Origin of the sequence: Halomonas sp. DP5Y7-2, from assembly GCF_019802025.1 — a bacterium.
In the GTDB taxonomy this organism is placed as follows: domain Bacteria; phylum Pseudomonadota; class Gammaproteobacteria; order Pseudomonadales; family Halomonadaceae; genus Halomonas; species Halomonas litopenaei_A.
In genome coordinates, this window is sequence record NZ_JAHVHY010000007.1 from 1 (window position 1) to 20,717 (window position 20,717).

Here is a 20,717-nt window from a genome sequence, read left to right on the forward strand (position 1 = left end):
CCTTGACCACGCCCTGGTCAAAGCGGCTGCGCACCACGTCGGGTGCGCGTTCGGGCGCCTTGTCGGCGTCCTGTCCCGGCAGGTCTGTCATGGGACTTCCTCGACGGCTTGAGGATCGCACCAGGGCACGATCCGGAAATGAGGGGGCGGTGCCGTGGCACCGCCGCAAGGGTGGGTGGAGGTGAGGTCCTGGCGTTGTGCCAGGGCTCGCCGTTTACAGCTGGCCGCGGGCGGTCAGGAAGGCGGTGACCGAGTCGTAGATCTTCTGGGTCATCTCGTTCTTGCCTGACCACTCCTGCCATTCCTGTTCGGCAGCCTGACGGAACGCCTTGCGCTCGCTATCCGGCAGGTCGAAGGGGTGCACCTCGGGGTCGGCCTGAAGACGTGCCAGGGTCTCGATGTCCTGGGCCTTGAGCCGTGCGATCAGGTCATAGGACATGGCGTCGAAGGCGGTTTCCAGGGTGGTCTTGAGATCGTCCGGCAGGCCGTCCCAGATGTCCTTGTTCAGTGATACCGCAATCATCGGCATGGAGTGGAAGCCGGGATACAGCGGGTAGGGGGCAAAGGCGTGCAGGCCCTGGGCGTCGTTGTTCGACAGCACGGTGGAGTCAGCCGCGTCGATGACGCCTTTCTCCAGGCCGGTGTACACCTCGGAGCCCGGCAGGTTCACCGGGGTCGCGCCGACGCGCTCGAAAATGTTGTAGACCATGCCCTGGGGCGCGCGAATCTTGAGGCCCTGGAAATCCTCGAGGGTCTCGATCGGCACGGTGGAGGGAATCGACTCCAGGGTAAAGGTGGCCGCGCTGATCAGGTGGGCGCCATAGGGTTCGACCAGCTCGTTGTAGAGCTCTTCGCCACCAGCGTTATGCATGAACTCGAGAAAGTCGTAGGAGTCGTTCCAGGCGCCTACCAGGTTACCGATCATGCCGAAAGCAGGGTTCTGGCCCGAGAAGTAGCTGGGATCGGTCATGTGGCCTTGAAGAATACCGGAGCTGACCGCTTGCAGGGTCTCGGTCGGGCCGACCACCGCGTTGATCGGCAGTACCTCGATGGCGACGCGTCCATCGGTCATGGTCTGAATGCGTTCTGCCCACTCCTGCTTGATCTTGAAGCTGGGCTCGCCGGCGGTCTCCGACGCCTGGAAGGTCCACTCGTATTCTGCCGCCTGAGCGGTGCTCGCGGCGCCGATGGCGAGGGTCGCGACGCCGACGGCGGCGGCCAGACGAGAAAGCGTGAGGGGTGCTGACATGGTCGATCTCCCTGATGAGAGCGTGATCGTTATTGGTGTGGCGGCAATTCTTGCTCGCCCTCTTTAAATGTTCAACATAGACTTTTGTATGTGTGTACTTTGACGTCCCTGCTCCGTAAGGTGTCGTCTATCTCGACGCCGCCTTGGCTCGGCACAGCGTTCGTCTCGTCACCGCCCTTGTTGTTTCGACAGGCGCTTTGCGGACAGAGCCGTAGCCGTTGAAGCCGTCGTCGTGCGCGCTGAACTCGCCGGCAACAGGCGCCAGTGCCACCACCACCCTTATTGCTATCCGTGACTGACCCGAGGAACCGACCCATGGCCAACCGCGACCAGGATCTCCCTGCCGACTCTTGTACCGACGCCTCTGGCGACCAGGCGACCCGTTCGGACTCCTCCGACAGCAAGGTCTCGCTGCGTAGCCATCAATGGTTCGGTACCGCCGACAAGAACGGCTTCATGTATCGCAGCTGGATGAAGAACCAGGGGATTCCGGATCATGAGTTTGATGGCCGTCCGATCATCGGGATCTGCAATACCTTTTCCGAGCTGACACCGTGCAATGCGCATTTCCGCAAGCTGGCGGAACACGTCAAGAAGGGCGTGCTGGAAGCGGGTGGCTATCCGGTGGAGTTTCCGGTGTTCTCCAATGGCGAGTCGAACCTGCGCCCGACGGCCATGTTTACCCGTAACCTGGCGAGCATGGACGTGGAGGAAGCGATTCGCGGCAACCCCATCGACGGGGTGGTGCTGCTGACGGGCTGTGACAAGACCACGCCTGCGCTGCTGATGGGGGCGGCGAGCTGTGATATTCCCGCCATCGTGGTGACCGGTGGGCCCATGCTCAACGGCAAGCACAAGGGACGCGATATCGGTTCCGGTACCGTGGTCTGGCAGCTATCGGAAGAGGTCAAGGCCGGCAAGATCTCGATGCACGACTTCATGGCGGCGGAGGCGGGCATGTCCCGTTCGGCTGGTACCTGCAACACCATGGGCACGGCCTCCACCATGGCCTGCATGGCAGAATCTCTGGGCGTTTCGCTGCCTCACAATGCCGCTATCCCGGCGGTGGACTCGCGTCGCTACGTGTTGGCCCACCTGTCCGGCAACCGCATCGTCGATATGGTCAAGGAAGACCTCAAGCTGTCCAAGGTGTTGACCAAGGAGGCCTTCGAGAACGCCATCCGTACCAATGCGGCCATCGGCGGTTCCACCAACGCGGTGATCCACTTGAAGGCCATCGCCGGGCGCATGGGGGTCGAGCTTGCGCTGGATGACTGGAACCGAGTCGGTCGCGGCACCCCGACCATTGTCGATCTGCAGCCATCGGGCCGTTTCCTGATGGAAGAGTTCTACTATGCGGGTGGCTTGCCCGCCGTGCTGCGCCGCCTGGGCGAGGCAGACCGTCTTCCCCACAAGTCGGCACTGACGGTCAACGGCAGGACCCTGTGGGAGAACGTTCAGGATGCGCCTCTGTATAACGATCAGGTCATTCGCGCCCTGGACAACCCCCTTGTCGATGATGGCGGCATGTGCGTATTGCGTGGCAACCTGGCGCCCAAGGGCGCGGTGCTCAAGCCTTCCGCTGCCAGCCCTGAACTGATGCGCCACCGGGGCCGCGCCGTGGTATTCGAGAATTTCGATGACTACAAGGCGCGCATCAACGACCCGGACCTGGAGGTGGACGCCAGCAGTGTTCTGGTCATGAAGCACTGCGGTCCCAAGGGCTATCACGGCATGGCGGAAGTCGGCAACATGGGGCTACCCTCCAAGCTGTTGGCCCAGGGCGTTACTGATATGGTGCGTATCTCGGACGCACGCATGAGCGGCACCGCCTACGGTACCGTGGTGCTCCACGTGGCGCCGGAAGCCGCTGCCGGTGGCCCCCTGGCCGCCGTGGAAAACGGTGACTGGGTCGAGCTGGATGCCTACGAAGGCCGTCTGCACCTGGATGTCAGCGAGGAAGAGCTCAGCCGCCGGCTGGCGGCCAGCGATCCCACCGCGGCGTCGCGCGAGATCGCCTCAACCGGCGGTTATCGCCAGCTCTATATCGAGCACGTGCTGCAGGCCGATGAGGGCTGTGACTTTGACTTCCTGGTGGGCTGCCGTGGCGCCGAGGTGCCGCGTCACTCCCACTGAGGCAAGCACCAACAAGGGCCCACATTCATCTTTGGCCGGTGGTGCGCCACCGGCCTTGGCAGGAGCTGCTGTCATGTCCCATCGTCCACGTCTGACCCCCGACCAGCTGCGTTCGCGCTGGTGGTTCGACAACCCTGATCATCCGGGCACCACGGCGCTGTGCATCGAGCGCTACATGAACTATGGGGTCACCCTCGATGAGCTGACCTCGGGCAAGCCGATCATCGGGATCGCCCAGTCTGGCTCGGATCTTACCCCCTGCAACCGCCACCACATCGAGCTGGTCAAGCGCGTCAAGGATGGCATTCGCGCCGCCGGCGGGGTGCCGTTCGAATTCCCGCTGCACCCGATTCACGAGAACGTGCGCAGGCCCACCGCTGCCCTGGACCGCAATTTGGCCTATCTGGGGCTGGTGGAAGTGCTGCATGGCTACCCGCTGGACGGGGTGGTGCTGACCACTGGCTGCGACAAGACCACCCCGGCCTGCCTGATGGCCGCAGCCACCGTGAACATTCCCGCTATCGTGCTGTCCGGCGGCCCCATGCTCAACGGTTGGCGGGGCAACGAGCGGGTGGGATCGGGCACCATCATCTGGGAGTTGAGAAAGCGTCTGGCCGCAGGTGACATCGACTACACCGAGTTCCTGGCTCGGGCCACCGATTCGGCGCCTTCGGTGGGGCACTGCAACACCATGGGCACCGCGTCCACCATGAACTCCATGGCCGAGGCGCTGGGCATGAGCCTGCCGGGGTCGGCGATGATCCCAGGGCCCTACAAGGAACGCTCCATGGTGGCCTATCAGACCGGCGAGCGGGCAGTGGAGATGGTCTGGGAAGACCTGCGTCCGCTGGATATCCTGACTCGCCAGGCGTTCGAGAATGCCGTGGTGGTGTGCTCGGCGCTGGGTGGCTCATCGAATGCGCCGATTCACGTCAATGCCATCGCCCGCCATGCCGGTGTCGAGCTCGACAATGACGACTGGCAGCGTCTTGGTCACCAGGTGCCGCTGCTGGCCAACGTGATGCCGGCAGGGGCGTACCTGGGTGAGGAATTCCATCGCGCCGGCGGCGTGCCTGCGGTTCAGCGCGAGCTGCTGGATCGCGGCCTGCTGCACGGTGAGGCGCTGACCATCAACGGACAGAGCCTGTCCGACAATGTCAGCGGCCAGCAGACGCTGGACGAGGAGGTCATCCGCCGCTTCGATAATCCGCTGGTCCAGCATGCGGGCTTCTTGAACCTGAAGGGCAATCTGTTTGAGTCGGCGCTGATGAAGACCAGCGTAATCTCGCCGGATTTCCGCCGTCGCTTTCTCGAGAATCCCGACGATCCCGAGGCCTTCGAGGGCCGGGTGGTGGTTTTCGATGGCTCGGAGGATTATCACGCGCGGATCGATGACCCAGCGCTCGAGATTGATGCCAACACCATCCTGATCATGCGCGGCGCCGGTCCAGTGGGGCATCCTGGCGGCGCCGAGGTGGTCAATATGCAGCCGCCCGAGGCCTTGATTCGCCAGGGTATCGATTCCCTGCCATGCCTGGGTGACGGGCGACAGTCAGGCACATCGGGCTCGCCATCGATCCTCAATGCCTCGCCGGAAGCGGCTACCGGCGGCCCACTGGCACTGGTCCAGACAGGGGATCGCCTGCGAGTGGACCTGGCACGCTGCGAGGTCCGGCTGATGGTGGATGAGCAGGAGCTGGCCGCACGACGCCAGCAGCTTGAGGCCAACGGTGGCTATCCCTATCCGCGTCACCAGACCCCCTGGCAGGAAATTCAGCGGACCCTGATCGAACCGCTGGACCGTGGCATGACCCTGCGCGGTGCCGATGCCTATCGAGATGTGGCGCGCCAGAGTCCGCCCAGGGACAATCATTGAGGGTGTGGTTGCCTGCGAGGGTGATAGCTGACTGGCGAGTCGCGCCTGCCATGGCGTATGCTGAGCGGCTTTTCACCCACGCGGAGGCATTGGCCTCCGCTGCAGGAGTCAGCCATGGGGCACTTCCGACTTGGCGTGGTAGGCGCCGGCAAGATCGTCAGGGATCAGCATGTGGCGGCGATTGCCGCCACGCCGGGACTTGAACTGGTCGCCAGCGCCGACCCTCACGCTCGGTTGGAGGGCATCCCTGGCTATGCTGACCTCGGCGCCATGCTGGAGGCAGATTCGGGCATCGATGCGGTCGCCATCTGCACCCCGGCCCATCTGCGCCATCGGTTGGCCCGCCAAGCGCTGGCGGCGGGCAAGGCGGTGCTGCTGGAGAAGCCGCCGGGAGCCACTCTGGCCGAAACCCGTCAGTTGAAGGCGGAGGCTGAAGCACGCGGCCAGGTGCTGTTTGCTGCCTGGCATTCCCGTTTTGCGCCTGGCATCGCCAGGGCGCGGGAATGGCTAGCCGAGCAGCATATCGAGCGGGTGGACATCCGCTGGCACGAGGATGTCAGGGTCTGGCACCCGGGCCAGCCGTGGCTGTGGGAGGCCGGCGGCATGGGGGTGTTCGACCCTGGGATCAACGCGCTGTCGATACTCACCTGCCTAGTGTCGGACCCTTTGCTGCTGGTCCAGGGCGAGCTCGAGATACCGGCCAACGCCCAGACGCCCATCGCGGCGCGTCTGCACTGGCGGACCTTGACGGAGACAGCCGTCAGCGCCGACTTCGATTTTCGTCATGAAGATCCCCCTTGCTGGGAAATGACCTTCGCCACCACGGCGGGCCGTCTTGTGCTGTCCCGTGGTGGCGCTCGGCTGTCCCTCGATGGCGAGATCCTTGTCGATGCCCCTGAGCGGGAGTATCTGGGCGTCTACCGGCATTTTCACGAACTGCTGACAACCGGTGACAGCGACATGGATCTGGCGCCGCTGGAACAGGTGGCCGACGCCTTGATGTTGAGCCATCGCCGGGTTACCGAGCCGTTTGTCGAGTGACCTGCCTTGCCTGGCGCCGTTGCTGCTGTGTTATGCGCCGCGGCTGCTGTTTTATGCGGCGCAGTCATTTATGCAGTGTTTCCTTAGGGCGGGCTAGGCTGAGACAGTGACGTCATAATGACGGGCCAACGCCTGGCACAGCACCTGGGCTGCCATTCCTCTGGAGGCGATGGAGCGGCTATCTTCCAGAACCTGGACCGTCACCGTCGAGGCCTGGGGCAATAAATGCTTCTGATGATCGGCGAAGAACCTGAGGGCGGGATCAAGCAGCCGCGGGCCCAGCGATACCAGCGAGCCACCAATGATGATGCGGCCTGGATTCAAGGTGTGGTGGAGGTTCAGCAGCAGCAGGCCGAGGGCCTTGCCGGCCTGGTCAAGGCAGTCCGCCACCGTTGCCTGGTCGGGATGCTGGTCGATACCCTGGTGAAGCTCGGTATGGTCGTCGATGGCTAGCCGTTCGCGCAGCGCCCAACCCGATACCAGCGTCTCCGCGCAGCCGCGGTTGCCGCAGTGGCAGGCCTTGCCATCTGGTACCAATACCGTGTGTCCAATTTCCCCGGCCAGCCCGTGCACGCCGCGAATCACCCTGGGCGGAGAGCCGTCTTCCACCAGACCACTGCCGATGCCGGTGCCGGCGCTGACATAGAGCAGTGACGCAGGCGTTTCGTCAGTGGTCGATGGTCGTGCCAGATACAGCTCGCCGAAGGCGGCGGCCTTGGCTTCGTTGTCCATGGTCCAGATGCCGGCAAGGCCCGGCAGTCGTTGCTTCAACATGTCGAGCAGGGGCAGATCTCGCCAGCCCAGGTTGGGGGCAAGGCTGAGGCGGTGCTGTTGCGGCGACGTGGGGCCGGGCACGGCCAGTCCGACGCCCAGCAGCTGGCGAGTGCCAAGGGCCTCGTCGATCAGCTCGCGAACCATCTCCGCCAGGGTGTCCAGAGTCGCATCGGGCTGCGACGGGGAAAAGTGCTGATGTCGTTGTGCCAGAATGGTGCCGGAGAGGTCGATGGCCAGCGCGTGAAGGCCGTGCACGCCGATTTCCAGCCCCAGCACCGCATGATGACCAGGATGCAGCGACAGCGCCTTTCCGGGTCTACCGCTGCCGCCGCGAATCGGCGCGCCTTCCCACAGCCATCCGTGTTCCAGCAATTCCTGCACTGCCGCTCCCACGGTGACTTTTGTCAGCTTCGAGCGTTGTGCCAGTTCGGCACGGGTCAGCCCTGGGGTTTGCCGCAAGAGCTCCAGCAGCGAGGCGCGATTGTGCTGTTTAAGAAACCCCAGGTCTCCTGCGGGGCGTGTCGTCATGGCGAGCATCCGGGTTGTTAACCGTCAGTTTTTGTTGGCGTCAGTGTATCAGTCGGCGCGGTGCTTGACTGGAGTTTCCGGCCCCGGGACAGCGCCCGGAATGAGATCCGTCGCCGCCGCGATACAGCAGTGTTTGCTGATAGGTTCGACATAAGTGCAATGGCGCTCAGGTGAGGATTCTACAAGACTCGGCTTTAAGTAAGTTCTATTAACTAATGGCTCGCACACGTCGCCTGAAGGCCCATGCACATTGTCGCTGCGTATTGTCGTCACGCCGGGCTTGGCAGGGTTGGGCCGGGTTGGGAAGGGCTGTGCAGAGCCGGTCAGAGCCGGTCAGAGAAGAGCGGAACGCTGCGTGCACGAGCGCAGCAAAGGGGCGGATGACCGAGAGTCAGCAGCATCGCCCTCCACTCTGACGAGCCGCACCAGAGGACCAACATGAGCAACACGCAGAGAGCAGACGGTATCGCCTATTACCCGGGACTTGCCGGCCAGCGAGTGGTCGTCAGCGGCGGAGGCACAGGCATCGGCGAAGGTCTGGTCACGGCATTCGCCGAGCAGGGCGCCGAGGTGCATTTTCTCGATATCCGCAAGGCCCCGTCCGAGGCCTTGGTTGAGCGTCTGGAAGAGCGTCTGGCCGCGCGGACCCCTGGGCGAGTGAGCTTTCATGCCTGTGACATCACCGATACCGAGGCGCTGAAGGGGGTCCTTGGCCAGATTGGCGACATCGATGTGCTGGTCAACAATGCGGCCAACGATGATCGCCATCGCCTGGCGGACATCACTCCGGACTACTTCGATGAGCGCATGGCGGTGAATCTTCGCCATCTGGTCTTCGCCAGCCAGGCGGTGGCGCCGGGAATGGCGCGACGTGGCGGAGGGTCGATCGTCAACCTGGGGTCCATCAGCTGGCACCTGGGCCAGCCTGGCCTAGCGCTATACGAGACCGCCAAGGCCGGGATCGAAGGCCTGACCAGGGCGCTCGCCAGCGAATTGGGCGCGGACGGTATTCGAGTGAACTGTGTCATTCCCGGCAACGTCAAGACCGAGCGGCAGTCCCGCTGGTACAGCGCTGAAGACGAGGCGCAGATCGTTGCCGAACAGGCGCTCAAGGTGCGTATCCAGCCGCACCATATAGCGGCCATGGTGGTGTTCCTGGCTTCTGACGCCGCGTCAGCATGTACCGCACACAACTATTGGGTCGACGCCGGCTGGCTGTAGCCAATGCAGCCAGCCGTAGAGACCCCAGCCATGCCAGCAGTATCGGGGCTCCATCACAACCTACAACAAGATGCGAGGAAGTACCCATGAACGACCCTTCCACCACCACGCCAGACCAGCTCGCTGAGCTCAAGCGACAACGCTATATCCTGGCGATTTGCAGTGTCGCCGCCATCGGCGGTTTCCTGTTTGGCTTTGACAGTGGTGTCATCAATGGCACCGTCGACGGCCTGCAGAGTGCCTTTGGCTCTGACAGTGTCGGTACCGGCTTTAACGTGGCCTCCATGCTGTTGGGGTGCGCCATCGGGGCCTTCTTTGCCGGTCGCCTGGCCGACCGCTTCGGTCGCAAGTCGCTGTTGATCGTGTCCGCGGTGTTCTTCCTGGTCAGCGCCTGGGGCTCGGGCGTGGCCACCGGCTCCCTCGAGTTCGTCGTCTATCGTGTGCTGGGCGGCATGGCTGTCGGTGCTGCCAGCGTGATGACCCCCGCCTATATCAGTGAGGTCGCACCGGCAGACCGGCGTGGTCGACTGGCGACCATTCAACAGGTGGCGATCATTTCCGGTCTGTTCATCGCCTTTCTCAGCAACTACCTGCTGGCCAACCTCGCCGGGGCTTCCACTGCCAGTCTGTGGCTGGGGTTCGATGCCTGGCGCTGGATGTTCTGGATCGAGATCCTGCCTGCCGCGGTGTTTCTGGTGGCACTGCTGGGGATCCCCGAGAGCCCGCGCTTCTTGATCAGTCGCGGTCGCGATGACAAGGCGATACGGGTGCTTGGGCTGTTGATGGGCGAGGATGAAGGGCGCGCCAAGGCGGAGGATATCCGGGCGTCGCTGGCGTCCGATCACAGCCCCAGTCTGCGGGACTTGATCAACTCGGCAACGGGACGAGTCCACGGCATCGTGTGGATTGGTATAGGGCTGGCGGTGTTTCAGCAGCTGGTCGGCATCAACGTGGTCTTCTATTACGGTGCGGTGCTGTGGCAGGCGGTGGGCTTCTCCGAAGGGGATGCTCTGTTGATCAATGTGATCAGCGGTGCGGTGTCCATCGGCGCTTGTCTGATCGCCATCGCGCTGATCGATCGAATTGGACGCAAGCCGCTTTTGTGGGCGGGATCGGTGGGCATGGCGTTGATCCTGTGTCTGGTGGCCTACGCCTTCTCGACGGCCACGATGGTGGATGGCCGTCTGTCACTGGCCGGGGATATGGGGATCGTCGCCTTGCTGGCCGCCAACGCCTATGTGCTGTTCTTCAATCTCTCCTGGGGGCCGGTCATGTGGGTCATGCTCGGCGAGATGTTCCCCAATCAGGTGCGTGGCTCTGGGCTGGCGGTGGCTGGACTGTTCCAGTGGCTGGCCAACTTCTCGATCACCATGACCTTCCCGATCATGCTTGGCGGTATTGGCCTTGCCGGCGCCTATGGGGTCTACGCGTTCTTCGCCGCCTGTTCGGTGGTGTTCGTGATGAAGTGGGTCAAGGAAACCCGCGGACGGGAGCTCGAGCAGATGGCCTACGAATAGCCCGTATCGCCTCAGCGATCCCGCCTGATAGGCCCACTACCTCGGTAGTGGGCCTTCCTTTTGATGCCACTCCATGTCGCTCCCTTGTTTGCACCTGAACCTCTGTCATGGGCCTCAGGTCGTTGGCTTGTGTCCCTGTCATCTACCGTACCTCGTAACTCATGGGCACTCAGAAGAGGTAGTAAACGGTGCTTCGATGGCACCTTTTCATCTCAATGGAAGCGTGGGAAATGTTAGTCAGTTAGTGGATAGGTCGGTCAGCAGAATATCGATAAAGCAGAATGTTTTTATATGCAATTATTCGCAATATCTGTTTTGTCTAACACCTCTGGTGGTTAGAAATTGCGCAAAGGAGGGAGTGCGTTATTGCCTCTGCTGCTTACTTTTTCTGCGGCCAGTATTTTGAAGATAATGATGAGGATGCTGTCTAGAAGATGATCAAGATGCTAGCCATTAAGAGGTAGAAACATGCAGCTCTCTTATTTTTTTGGTGAGGCATTTCATACTCGCAGTATGTTGTTATTTCTCATGAGCTAGATGATGGTGCTTCACTATATCAGGTCAATGATGTGCCCCTACGCCTGCGAGTGAGTCGAGGGTCAACGCCTATAACAATCTTAAACTATCGCGTTGACGTCCCTCGTTATTTATCGAAATCCGATCTTGTCTATCGCTCAAGGCCTTATGCAACACAGTCAACGTCGTACAGAAGGGGTCCTGCACGGATCTTCGGTCGAGGCAATGGTCGATGGCGCTGCCAGCGCTTTTCTCGGCCATTCCTCCATCGTTATCACTTCTTATCACTTCGCGATGTGGTCCTTATCAGGCGTTGATCGCCGTTGCAAAGGCCGGCCAGTGGCGCAATGCCCTCTTCGACTGTTGCTAGTGACGCAGTGGTGGGGAGGCGAAGCGCGCGGTCGGGCGACAGAGGTGGGACGGGCTTTCCCTTTGCAGGAGGGGCGTCATGGGTGCCTTGGGAAGAATTGTCGAAGTCAACGGTGAGATCTGGGTCCGCGATGAGTCAGGACAGCCCCATCGGTTGACATCAGGGGAATGGGTGTCGACGTCGAGTGTGCTTTCGGCAAGTACTCCTTCGACCCTGGTGCTGGAAGATGCCCCCACGCTGAGGTGGGCGGTGGATCCGAGTGACAGACTGGAAGTGGCCAAGATGCTGGCTCTGTTGTCCAGTGTCGAGGCATTGGGCGACGCGGCCAACAGGGATGTGCAGGGCTCGCCAGACCACACTGGAATAGAGGATGAACCGCGGCAGCCAAGCGTCGATGTGCAAGCCGCGGAAAGCATTGACGCTGTTGGCGACAGCGATGAATTTAGTGCTGGCGCTGCTAGTGGTCAGTTGGCGGTGTCCGCAGGGGTGGCAGACGTGGTGATCGACAGCGATACCCTTGACGCGCTGTTGGCGAATCTTGAGTCCGAACCGCCGGCCAGCGGTCCAGGGCTCAGCGTGGGCGCAGGGAATGAGGGGCACCCCTTCGTGCGTCTTTTGCGCATCGTCGAGGCGGTGGACCCGCTAGCCTTTTCATTCGATCAAGCGACGACTGATGACGACGAGACGATCCCCGATGGCGCGACAGGTACCGATGGCACCCCGGACGATCCGCTGCCCAGCGTCAGTGTGACCCTCCTGGGGGCGGGGCCTGAAGGCGTCTACTCGCAGAACGAGATTGGCGCGGACAATAGCGTGACCGCCAGAGTAGTACTGGGTGGGGACGCTGCAGTGGGCGACCGCCTGCTGGTGGTCGATGGGGCCGGCCGGCTGCTGCTGAATCGCCTGCTGACCGCGGTTGATCTGGCCGGTGGGCTGGAGCTCGAAGTGCCCACCGGCGGCGTGTCTGACGTCAGCGTACACGCGACCTTGCTGGCGGCTGACGGTGACACTGCGAGCGACAGTGACGCCAGGCCCCTGGACCTGCAGGCACCCACGGTGGCGGTGACCCTGCTGGGTGCCGGCGAAGACGGGATCTACAACCAGCGTGAGATCGGCGGTGACAACAGCGTGGTGGCGGCGGTCACGTTGGGTCCTGGAACCGAGGTGGGCGACAGGCTCGAGGTCACTGATGCACAGGGTGAGCTGCTGCTCGTACGCACCGTCACGGCGCTGGACCTGGTCAATGGTGTCGAGGTCACGGTGCCGGTCATCCCCGGTGGCGATAGCGTCAGCGTGACCGCCAGCGTGACAGATCCCTCCGGCAATCGCGGCCGCGACCAGGACAGCAAGGCGGTGGAGGCTCAAGTGCCTGGAGTCGAGATCGCGCTGACAGGTCACGCTGACGACGGGGCCTTCAGCCAGGGTGAGATTGGGTGTGATGGTCAGGTCACGGCGACGCTAGCGCTGACCGCCCAGACCGCAGTGGGCGATATCCTGAGCGTGGTCGATAGCAACGGCACGCTGCTGCTGAGGCGTCCCGTGACCGAGGTTGATCTGGCCGAAGGGATTGAGCTCGGCGTGCCCGTGCCCGCCGGCCAGACTGATGTCCTTGTCGCGGCGACGGTGGTGGATGCGGCAGGCAATACCGCCAGCGCCAGTGATGCTGCGCCGGTGGTGCTGGGCATCACGCTCAGTGCCAGCGGACCGGTGATCGAGGGCGAGCCTATCACCGTGACCGCAACTATCGACAATGTCCTGGATCGTGACGTCGTGCTGACGCTGAACGATGGCTCGACCATCACCATTGTCGAAGGCCAGCAGCAGGGCCGCACCCAGGTGGCCAGTCGTGACGACGATGACGTGATTCAAGGTAGTAATGATCAGATCATTCGTCTGACCGCGGTGTCCCCCACGGGCTTTGATCGGGTCGATACCAGCAGTACCGCCAGCGCCGTGGTCACCGACGATAGCGATCCACGTCACTTGCTGCTCACGGCCAGCCCGCGGGTGGAAGAAGGGGAAAGCATCACCTACAGCCTGGAGCTGCGGGATGCCGAGGGCCAACTGCGCGCAGCGACAACGGCGATCAACGTCACCTTGGCCAATGGCGAAACGCTGACGCTGGCCCCGGGCCAGGCCAGTGTCTCGCTGAGCGTGGCGGCGCCCGCGGACGATGTGTACGTGGATGCTGGTGCGGTCGTCAATCGCATCCTCGCGGCCGAACAGGAACAGGCTGGCAGCCCAGGCAGCCTCGAAACCCTGGTGGTCGATACCGCTACCGTCACCACCCAGGTCGATGACACCGTGGATAGCACCCTGGTGTCATTGCGTCTGCCTGACCAGGTCGCCGAAGGCGAAGCCGTGGAAGTGACCCTGAGCGTCAACGATGCCCCCCGTGGCGGCCCCTTGCAGATCACCTTGAGCGATGGCACATCGGTGCTGATTGCCGAGAATACCACCAGTGCCACGGTCACCCTGCAGGCGCCAAACCAGAACGCAGCGCTGGGAGCGGGTGCCAGCACCGAGAGCAGTTCCGCTTGGACGGTGGGTATCGTCGCGCTCGAAGGGGGTGGCTATGAACGGCTGGTGGCGGGGGCCGACCAGACCATCAGGGTGCTCAGCGATAGTCCCGGGCTGGTGATCAGTGATGACAACGGTCCCACAGTGTCGGGGGACAACAGTGTCAATGAAGCGGGTCTCGCTAGCGGAACCTTGGCAGATGGCAGCCATCGAGCCGACGGCGTGATATCGCTGGGGCCGGGACCGGTGGATGATCTGGTGCGCGTGATTTTCGGCAGCCAGGCCCAGAGCCAGACCCAGACACAGATCCGGACCCCAGCACAACTGAGCGCTGCCAGTGTCAGTGATCCCATCGTGATTGATATGAACCACGGGCGGCTATTCATCACCGGCTACGATGCGTCCGCTGGCCAGCTCTCTTATCGCTACGAGCTGACGGCGGCCGTTGATCACTCCGCAGGAGAGGTGTTGGACTCCCTGGCGCTGACCGTGGTGGACGCGTCAGGTGACAGCCGCCAGGATGTGCTCGATATTTTGAACGCCGATGATGCCCCCTCCGCTTCCGGCGGCGCGCCACTGGTGACCGTCGAGGGCGAAGGGCTGAGGGCAGGTGACAACCTGCTTGGCAATGATGTCGAGGGTGCTGATCAAGCGCGAGTTGCCGGTATTCTCTACGTGGATCGTCAAGGCAACGACGCACGGGCTGATATCGCGGCGGGCAGCAGCGTAAGCGTCGACACACGCTACGGGCACCTGAGCGTCGATAGCGACGGATTCTGGAGCTACCAGTCGGTGGACAGCGCCGCCCATCCGCGACCTACCGCCGGTGATAGCGGCGATATCCTCCACGATGATTTCCACTACCTCCTGGTGGATGGTGATGGAAGCCTTTCCACCGCTGCCTTGCAGACCATCGTAGTGAACGATACGCGTCACAGCATTGGAGAACCGGTCGACGGCCGTCTTGAGGAGCGCCACCTGCCGTCTGGTACAGCGCCTGACAGCGCCAGGCAGGTGGTGTCGGAAAGCCTGGATATCCGTGTGGCCCAGGACAGCACCCAGGCGAGCTTCACCGGCGATACGCTGGCGGCACTGGAAGCGCTCAACCTGACATCAAGTGGCCAAGCGTTGAGCTATTTCCTGTCTAACGCAGACCGCGAAGTGATAGCGGTGGCAATCGACGACCGCAACGGAGCCGCCTTTGAGGTGTTTACCGTCAGGCTGGTATCGCCGGACAGCGCGCATCCCAAGGGGGGCTACCTCTTTACCCTGAGACAGCCCCTGGATCATACCGCGACGCAAGACACGCTGGCGATCGACCTTCCCTTCCAGGTGGTGGACAGCGACGGTGACAGGGAGGCGGATAGTTTCACTGTCAGCGTGGTCAATGAGACCTTCGACGGCGGTCCTGATGAGCTGGTGGTGGTCGAAGACGGCAGCCAAGCGCTGTTCACCAATGCCAACGCCACAGGAAGGACACTAGAGCTCATTGAGGCACCGCTATTTGGTACGGCCACGATCGAAGCAGACGGCCGGATCACCTATACCCCACGTCCTCACTACAGTGGCCCAGACAGGTTTGGCTACGCCTTCTTTGAAGGCGATCGTGTATTCGTCGTGCGTACCGTCGATGTGACGGTAATACCGGTGGCGGATGCGCCTTCGCTGGAGGCGGTCAGTGTGGTGACCGACGAGGATAGCGCGGTGGCCCTTGGCCTTACGCTACCGGTTCCGACGGATGATCGAGACCTCAATGGTTCCTCGGATGCTGACTCACCGGAACGGCTAGGAGCGATCACCCTGTCGGGGCTACCTCAGGGTGCCAGGCTGCTGGTTGACGGCGCCGATGACATTCTGGGAGTGGACGGGCGCGGGATCTCGATCAAGATCCAGGGGGGAGCGCACCTGTCCACGTTGGCAGATACCGATGTCGATGTGGTGCTGACCCCTGCGCAGTTCGAGAACTTGAAGGTGCTGCCAGCGGAGCACGATGGCGGGAACCTCTCGTTGACGCTGGAGGCCACCAGCTTCGAGGTCGACATTGCCGGTGTTCCCCTGGAGGGGGTTGCCGGGGCGACGACCAGCGTCAACGTTGACGTCGGGGTCAAGTCAGTGACGGATGCCGTGACGCTGACCTTTGATGACGGCACCGACCATCGTGAATTCACGATCGATGAAGATGGAAGCCTCGGTCTAAGCGCACGTCTCAAGGCGGCCTTTGGCGATCTGGATGGCAGCGAAGTGCGCACGCTGCTGATTCAGGGGCTACCGCCAGGCAGCGTGGTGGTGGTCGATGACAGCCGCCGCATCACCGTAGGGGACGGCACCGGGGGCAATAGCGGCGAAGTGAGCATCGCGGCTCCTGGATTGAGTAGCGCTATCGGCGGTTTTCCCAGCATCAGCGTGACGCCTCCGCCGGACTTCAGCGGAGTCATCGAAGACGTCATCGTCACCCTGGTGGGACAGGACACCGACGCCGATGGCCCCGCCGGAGCGATAGCCCAACAGCAGGACAGCGTCAGCCTTGACCTGGTGGTATTGCCGGTGGTCGACACCCCGGCGCTTGCTGCCAGCGGTATCGAGGACCAGGCCTTTGCCTTCCTCAGTGGTCTACGGCTGGGTGACAACGATGGCAGCGATGCTGGTGGCTCCATCACCAGTGAATCGATCACCTCGATACGACTCACCTCCGTGCCCAGTGGCTGGAAGATCTTCGATGCCCAGGGCGTTGTGGTGCATACCGGCAACGGTGTCGACGGCTTCAGCCTGCCCACGACGGACGTCGAGAATGGTGACTTCCGTCAGTACAGCCTGCTTGGCCCTGCCCACGACAGCACGGACCGGACCATCAGGATCGAGGTCGGCATCCGCGATGTTGCCAGCATCCACGGCACCGACGTAGCGAGCTCATCGGTCACGCTGCTGGAGCTTAAGCCCACCATATCCCCCAAGGCGGAGGTGATCACCTCGGCGGTGGGCGCACCTGTGCCAGGGGTGGCGGGCGACACCGACCAGGATGGGCTGCCCGATTTGACCATGACCGCCGGGCATGTGTACGGGCCGGACGATGCCGTCGCCGAGGATGGCTGGTTTGCCTTGACCAACGCGGATTTCGACCTGGCCCAGGGCTGGTCGAATCAAGACGCTGACGGGTCCGAGGAAACCTTCGCCCTGCTGACGCCGGAGCGGGTGGCGGGCCAACCGGGAGGACTGGAAGGGTCGAGCTTTCGCTATCTCGATGGGGCGGGCCAGTGGGTGGAGGTGAGCTTCGATGGCCGTCCCGTGGAGGTTCCGGTCGCGTTTCTCTCGTCGCTGGAATTTCGCGCGCCGGAGAATCGCAAGGGCACCTTCCAGCTGAGGGTGCAGGCGAAAACGGTGGATCGTGATGCTGAGGGCAATCTGGATACCGCGGTCTCGGGGGAGGCGCTGTTGCAGGGCATCGTGGTGGATAGCCCCCAGGCCGACCGTGTGTCACTGGGCTTCGAGCCTGTGGTGGCGACGGCGGAAGATGTGGCCGTGGCGCTGGATCTGTTCCCCCAGAGCGATGATCCTACCGAGACCTACCGGCTCTCCTTTTCCGGTGTGCCGCAGGGCGCGGTGCTGCACTACGATGGCCAGGTGGTCGCCAGGGGCAGCGATGGTCAGCATGTCATCGACGACTTCGACAGTCTGCGCCCGCTAACGCTGACGCCGCCTCCCGACAGCAACGAGAACTTCTCGATTCAGGTAACGCCCACCAGCGTCGATACCTTTGGCGGCGGGGTCGACGAGTTTATCGGCGATCCGCAGACGATCCTGGTGGTGGTGGGGGGAGTGGCCGACAGGCCGAATATCGACACCCAGGTGGTCAGCCAGCTGGAACAACTGCTGGATGACGGTGCACAGTTGACGGTGCTTGCTGACCTGATTCAGGTCACCAGTGGCGACCGTGACGACTCCGAGTCCCTGGCCTACCGCATCACCGGACTGAGCGCTGACTTTGCGCTGGCCGGGGCGGTCGAGCTCACGGCGCCTGGAACGCTGGGAGAACAGCGGGTGTGGGTGGCCACCTCTTTGGCGGGTATCACCATCGACGGCCCCGCCAACTTCAGCGGTCGCGTCGAGTTGCAAGTGATGTCGGTGGTGACCGAGAACGACGGCAACGCGCGGGAGGTGGTCGAGGTCGTCGCGTTTGAGGTGACCCCGAGCCCCGAGGCGCTGCTGCAGACCACGTCGCTGCTGGTGGAAGATGTGGCAGGCCTGCTGGATCTTGGGCTGCTGCCCCAGAACGATGACCTCAACGAAGTCATCTCGGCGGTATGGTTGAATGCGGCCGACCTGGCGGCGGCACCGCTGACCGTGCTCGGTCTGGAGGGGCCAGACGTTATGGACGAAGGCGACTACATCAAGCTGATCAACGGCGCCTGGGACAGCGTGCGTGTGCTGGGAGACCCCAACCTGGGCGATGCGGGAGTCGACATCCGGGTGCGCTATCAGATCACCGACAGCCCCAATGACGGCTTCGAGGGTAACGTGGCAAACACCACCTCCGCACCGATCGACGCCATCCATCATATTGCCTTCCAGGCCATCACCGACCTGCCCACCATCAACATCGCGGCGATTGCCAATAGCGCAGGAAGTCAGGCCGATATCAGCGCTACCCAGGTCACGGCGGCGACTGGGGATAGCGTCCGGATCACGCTGAGGGTGGGTCAATCCCTGGATGCCAATGCCGCTGGCCTGGCCGATGAGGACGGCAGCGAGTCATTGGTGGAGTTGCTGGTGGCGGGGGTGCCCGAAGGCGTGGTGGTGGAAGGCGCTGAGTTCGTCGGTGTGTTGCCGGGAGCCGGTACCGACAGCGGCGGGCATTGGAAGGTGCTACTGCCATCCTCTCAGAGTTTTCAGGGCGCCGAGCTGACCCATGAACTGGTCTTCACGGTGCTTGAAGGCGGCCTGCACGACGATGACCAGGCTCAGCCGATCACCATTACGGCGGTGACTCAGGATGCCGGCATCGAGGTAGCGCTGCAAAGTGCCAGCACTGAATGGTCGCTGACGACCTTGGGCGCAGGTGGAGGGGGTATCGGGGGGCAGGTCAGCATCGACTGGGAGGATCGGGGCGCGGCGCTGAGTGAAGATACGCCGGCGTCGCTCAGCGATCTGGTCAGCGGCCAGGTCGTCGGTGCTACCGCTGACAGTACGCTGACCCTCACTCTCTCGGGGTTGCCCGAGGAGACCCTGGTAACGGGGATGCAGCTAAGCAACGTCGGCGGGCAACAGGTGTGGTTTGCCAGCGTGCCCAACAGCGGCCCGAATGCCCTGGATGAACTGCTGGCATCGATCACGCTGACCGCGCCGCCGAACAGCAACGATAACAACGCCATGTTCAGCGTCGATGCCAGCCTGACCGTTCGTTCCCCCTCCGGGCGGCTTAGCTCAGCAAGCCTGGCCTTGGCGCCGCCGGTGTCGCCGGTCACCGATGCCATCGAGACGCAGTTGGTGGCCGCAGTGGCCGAGGACGCCCAGAGCATCGAGTTCTCCCTTGCCGTGGCGACGCCTGACGATGCGCCCCACGGGGAGATCGATGGACGTCAGCTGTACCTCAGCCTGCAGGAGGATCAGGTCAGGGATGCCAGCGGACAGAGCACCCCCGGTGGCACGCTGTGGTACAACGGGCGCGAGCTGATTGCCCAGGACGATGGACGCTTTCGCCTTGATGAGGTGAGCCTGGAGGCTCCCCTGAAGATTGTCTATCAACCTGCCCGGGGCACCTGGGGACAGGTAGGACTGACGGTGGAGGGGGGCGCGCGGGAAACCGGTGCCGACAATGTGGTGGAGCTAAGCGCAAGCACCGTGGGCGATGTGCCGCCGCCTCCCCCCGAGATCCGTATTGCCGACCTGAGCGGGGAGGAGGACACGCTGATTGTCCTGGAAGGGCTGACGGTGACCTTGCTGGACCCGAACCAGAGTCTTGCCGCCGTGCTGGTCGAGAATGTGCCTGATGGCTGGGTGGTGGTGGCCGGGGATTCGGCGGCGTCGGCCCGTCCTGTCAGTGCCATTGGGCAGGGAGGCTGGTGGATCCTGGGCGAAGACGGCATCTTGCCCGGCTTTGTCGGCCTCATGCCGCCTGCTCACTGGAGTGGTGAACTGGTGGGGGCAGATCAGCTGTCGCTGACGGCGATCGCGAGTCTTGGTGAGGATACGTTCATCAGTCGTGAGTCCTTTACGACCTCGGTGCAGCCCGTGGCCGATCGGGTCAGTGCCGAGCCGCTGCTCAGTTTCGGCGACGAGGGCGAGCGTATTCCCCTGAATTTGAATGTTGCCGTGCTGGATCGGGATGGTTCCGAGACGGTCACGCTCACGCTAGAGGGGCTAGGGCCACATGCCTCGTTCTTCGCCGCCGACAGTCTGCTGTCCGCTGCCTACGACGCCGAGCTTGATCGCTATACCCTGGAGGGCCTGGGAGCGCGCCAGGTGAACGGTCTGTCGCTGGTGCAGAAGGCGACCAACGGCAGTGTGATGCTGGATATCAGCCTGATGAGCGTGGATGGCAACGACGTCTCCCCGGTCTTTCAGACCCAGGCGCTACTGGATATTCGCAGCGTAGCGGCGACGACCGGAGACGATATCCTGCTCTACAGTGGCGTGAACATCGACGGGCTCGATGGCTTCGATGTGGTCAGGCTGCGTCTGGATGAGCCGCTGGATGTCTCCAGGGTGCAAAACGTCGAGGCCCTGGATCTGGGCGTCATCGGTCAGGACCACAGCCTGACCCTCAGCGCTCAGGATGTGCTCGACGTGGCCGGAGGCGAGGAGCTGTTCATCTTCGGTGATGCCCAGGATCGTGTCAGTCTGGTGGGCGAGCAGTGGTCGGCGACCGATGCGACGGTGGAGCGCGACGGCGTGGTATTTAACGTCTACGAAGGAGCGAATCACGCGGTGCTGAATATCCAGCAGGATGTCGATGTGGAGATCTGACGATCCCAT

Annotated in this window: 8 protein-coding genes; 6 read left to right on the forward strand and 2 right to left on the reverse strand. The window is 62.9% G+C overall.

Features of this window, described 5'->3' with window-relative positions; genetic code table 11:
* Positions 1-214 precede the first annotated feature (214 nt).
* Positions 215-1,249, reverse strand: coding sequence for a TRAP transporter substrate-binding protein (locus tag KUW18_RS13995; protein WP_206939470.1), 1,035 nt, complete (start codon positions 1,247-1,249; stop codon positions 215-217).
* Positions 1,250-1,564: 315 nt separating this feature from the next.
* Here KUW18_RS13995 and KUW18_RS14000 point away from each other — a divergent pair, with 315 nt between their 5' ends.
* From KUW18_RS14000 to KUW18_RS14010, 3 genes are all read left to right on the forward strand, one after another.
* On the forward strand, positions 1,565-3,385 hold the full coding sequence (locus KUW18_RS14000; protein WP_224852112.1) for an IlvD/Edd family dehydratase: 1,821 nt from the start codon (positions 1,565-1,567) through the stop codon (positions 3,383-3,385).
* Between the two features lie 73 nt (positions 3,386-3,458).
* The gene (locus KUW18_RS14005; RefSeq protein WP_222483356.1) at positions 3,459-5,261 is read left to right on the forward strand and encodes an IlvD/Edd family dehydratase; all 1,803 of its coding nucleotides are present in this window, start codon (positions 3,459-3,461) and stop codon (positions 5,259-5,261) included.
* 114 nt (positions 5,262-5,375) lie between these two features.
* Positions 5,376-6,302, forward strand: a complete 927-nt coding sequence (locus KUW18_RS14010) for a Gfo/Idh/MocA family protein (RefSeq protein ID WP_222561703.1) — start codon at positions 5,376-5,378, stop codon at positions 6,300-6,302.
* 93 nt (positions 6,303-6,395) lie between these two features.
* On the opposite strand, the gene KUW18_RS14015 is transcribed toward KUW18_RS14010, so the two are convergent.
* The gene (locus tag KUW18_RS14015) at positions 6,396-7,604 is read right to left on the reverse strand and encodes an ROK family transcriptional regulator (RefSeq protein WP_261396697.1); all 1,209 of its coding nucleotides are present in this window, start codon (positions 7,602-7,604) and stop codon (positions 6,396-6,398) included.
* 438 nt (positions 7,605-8,042) lie between these two features.
* On the opposite strand from KUW18_RS14015, the gene KUW18_RS14020 reads away from it, so the two are divergent.
* The 3 genes from KUW18_RS14020 to KUW18_RS14030 all read left to right on the forward strand — a co-directional run bounded on the left by KUW18_RS14020 (position 8,043) and on the right by KUW18_RS14030 (position 20,708).
* Complete coding sequence (locus KUW18_RS14020; RefSeq protein ID WP_222163722.1) at positions 8,043-8,825, forward strand: SDR family NAD(P)-dependent oxidoreductase; 783 nt, start codon at positions 8,043-8,045, stop codon at positions 8,823-8,825.
* An 86-nt stretch (positions 8,826-8,911) separates the two neighbouring features.
* The gene (locus tag KUW18_RS14025; RefSeq protein WP_409995834.1) at positions 8,912-10,342 is read left to right on the forward strand and encodes a sugar porter family MFS transporter; all 1,431 of its coding nucleotides are present in this window, start codon (positions 8,912-8,914) and stop codon (positions 10,340-10,342) included.
* 964 nt (positions 10,343-11,306) lie between these two features.
* Entirely contained in the window at positions 11,307-20,708 is a 9,402-nt protein-coding gene (locus KUW18_RS14030; RefSeq protein WP_222561705.1) for an immunoglobulin-like domain-containing protein, read from the forward strand.
* The last annotated feature ends 9 nt before the right edge of the window (positions 20,709-20,717 follow it).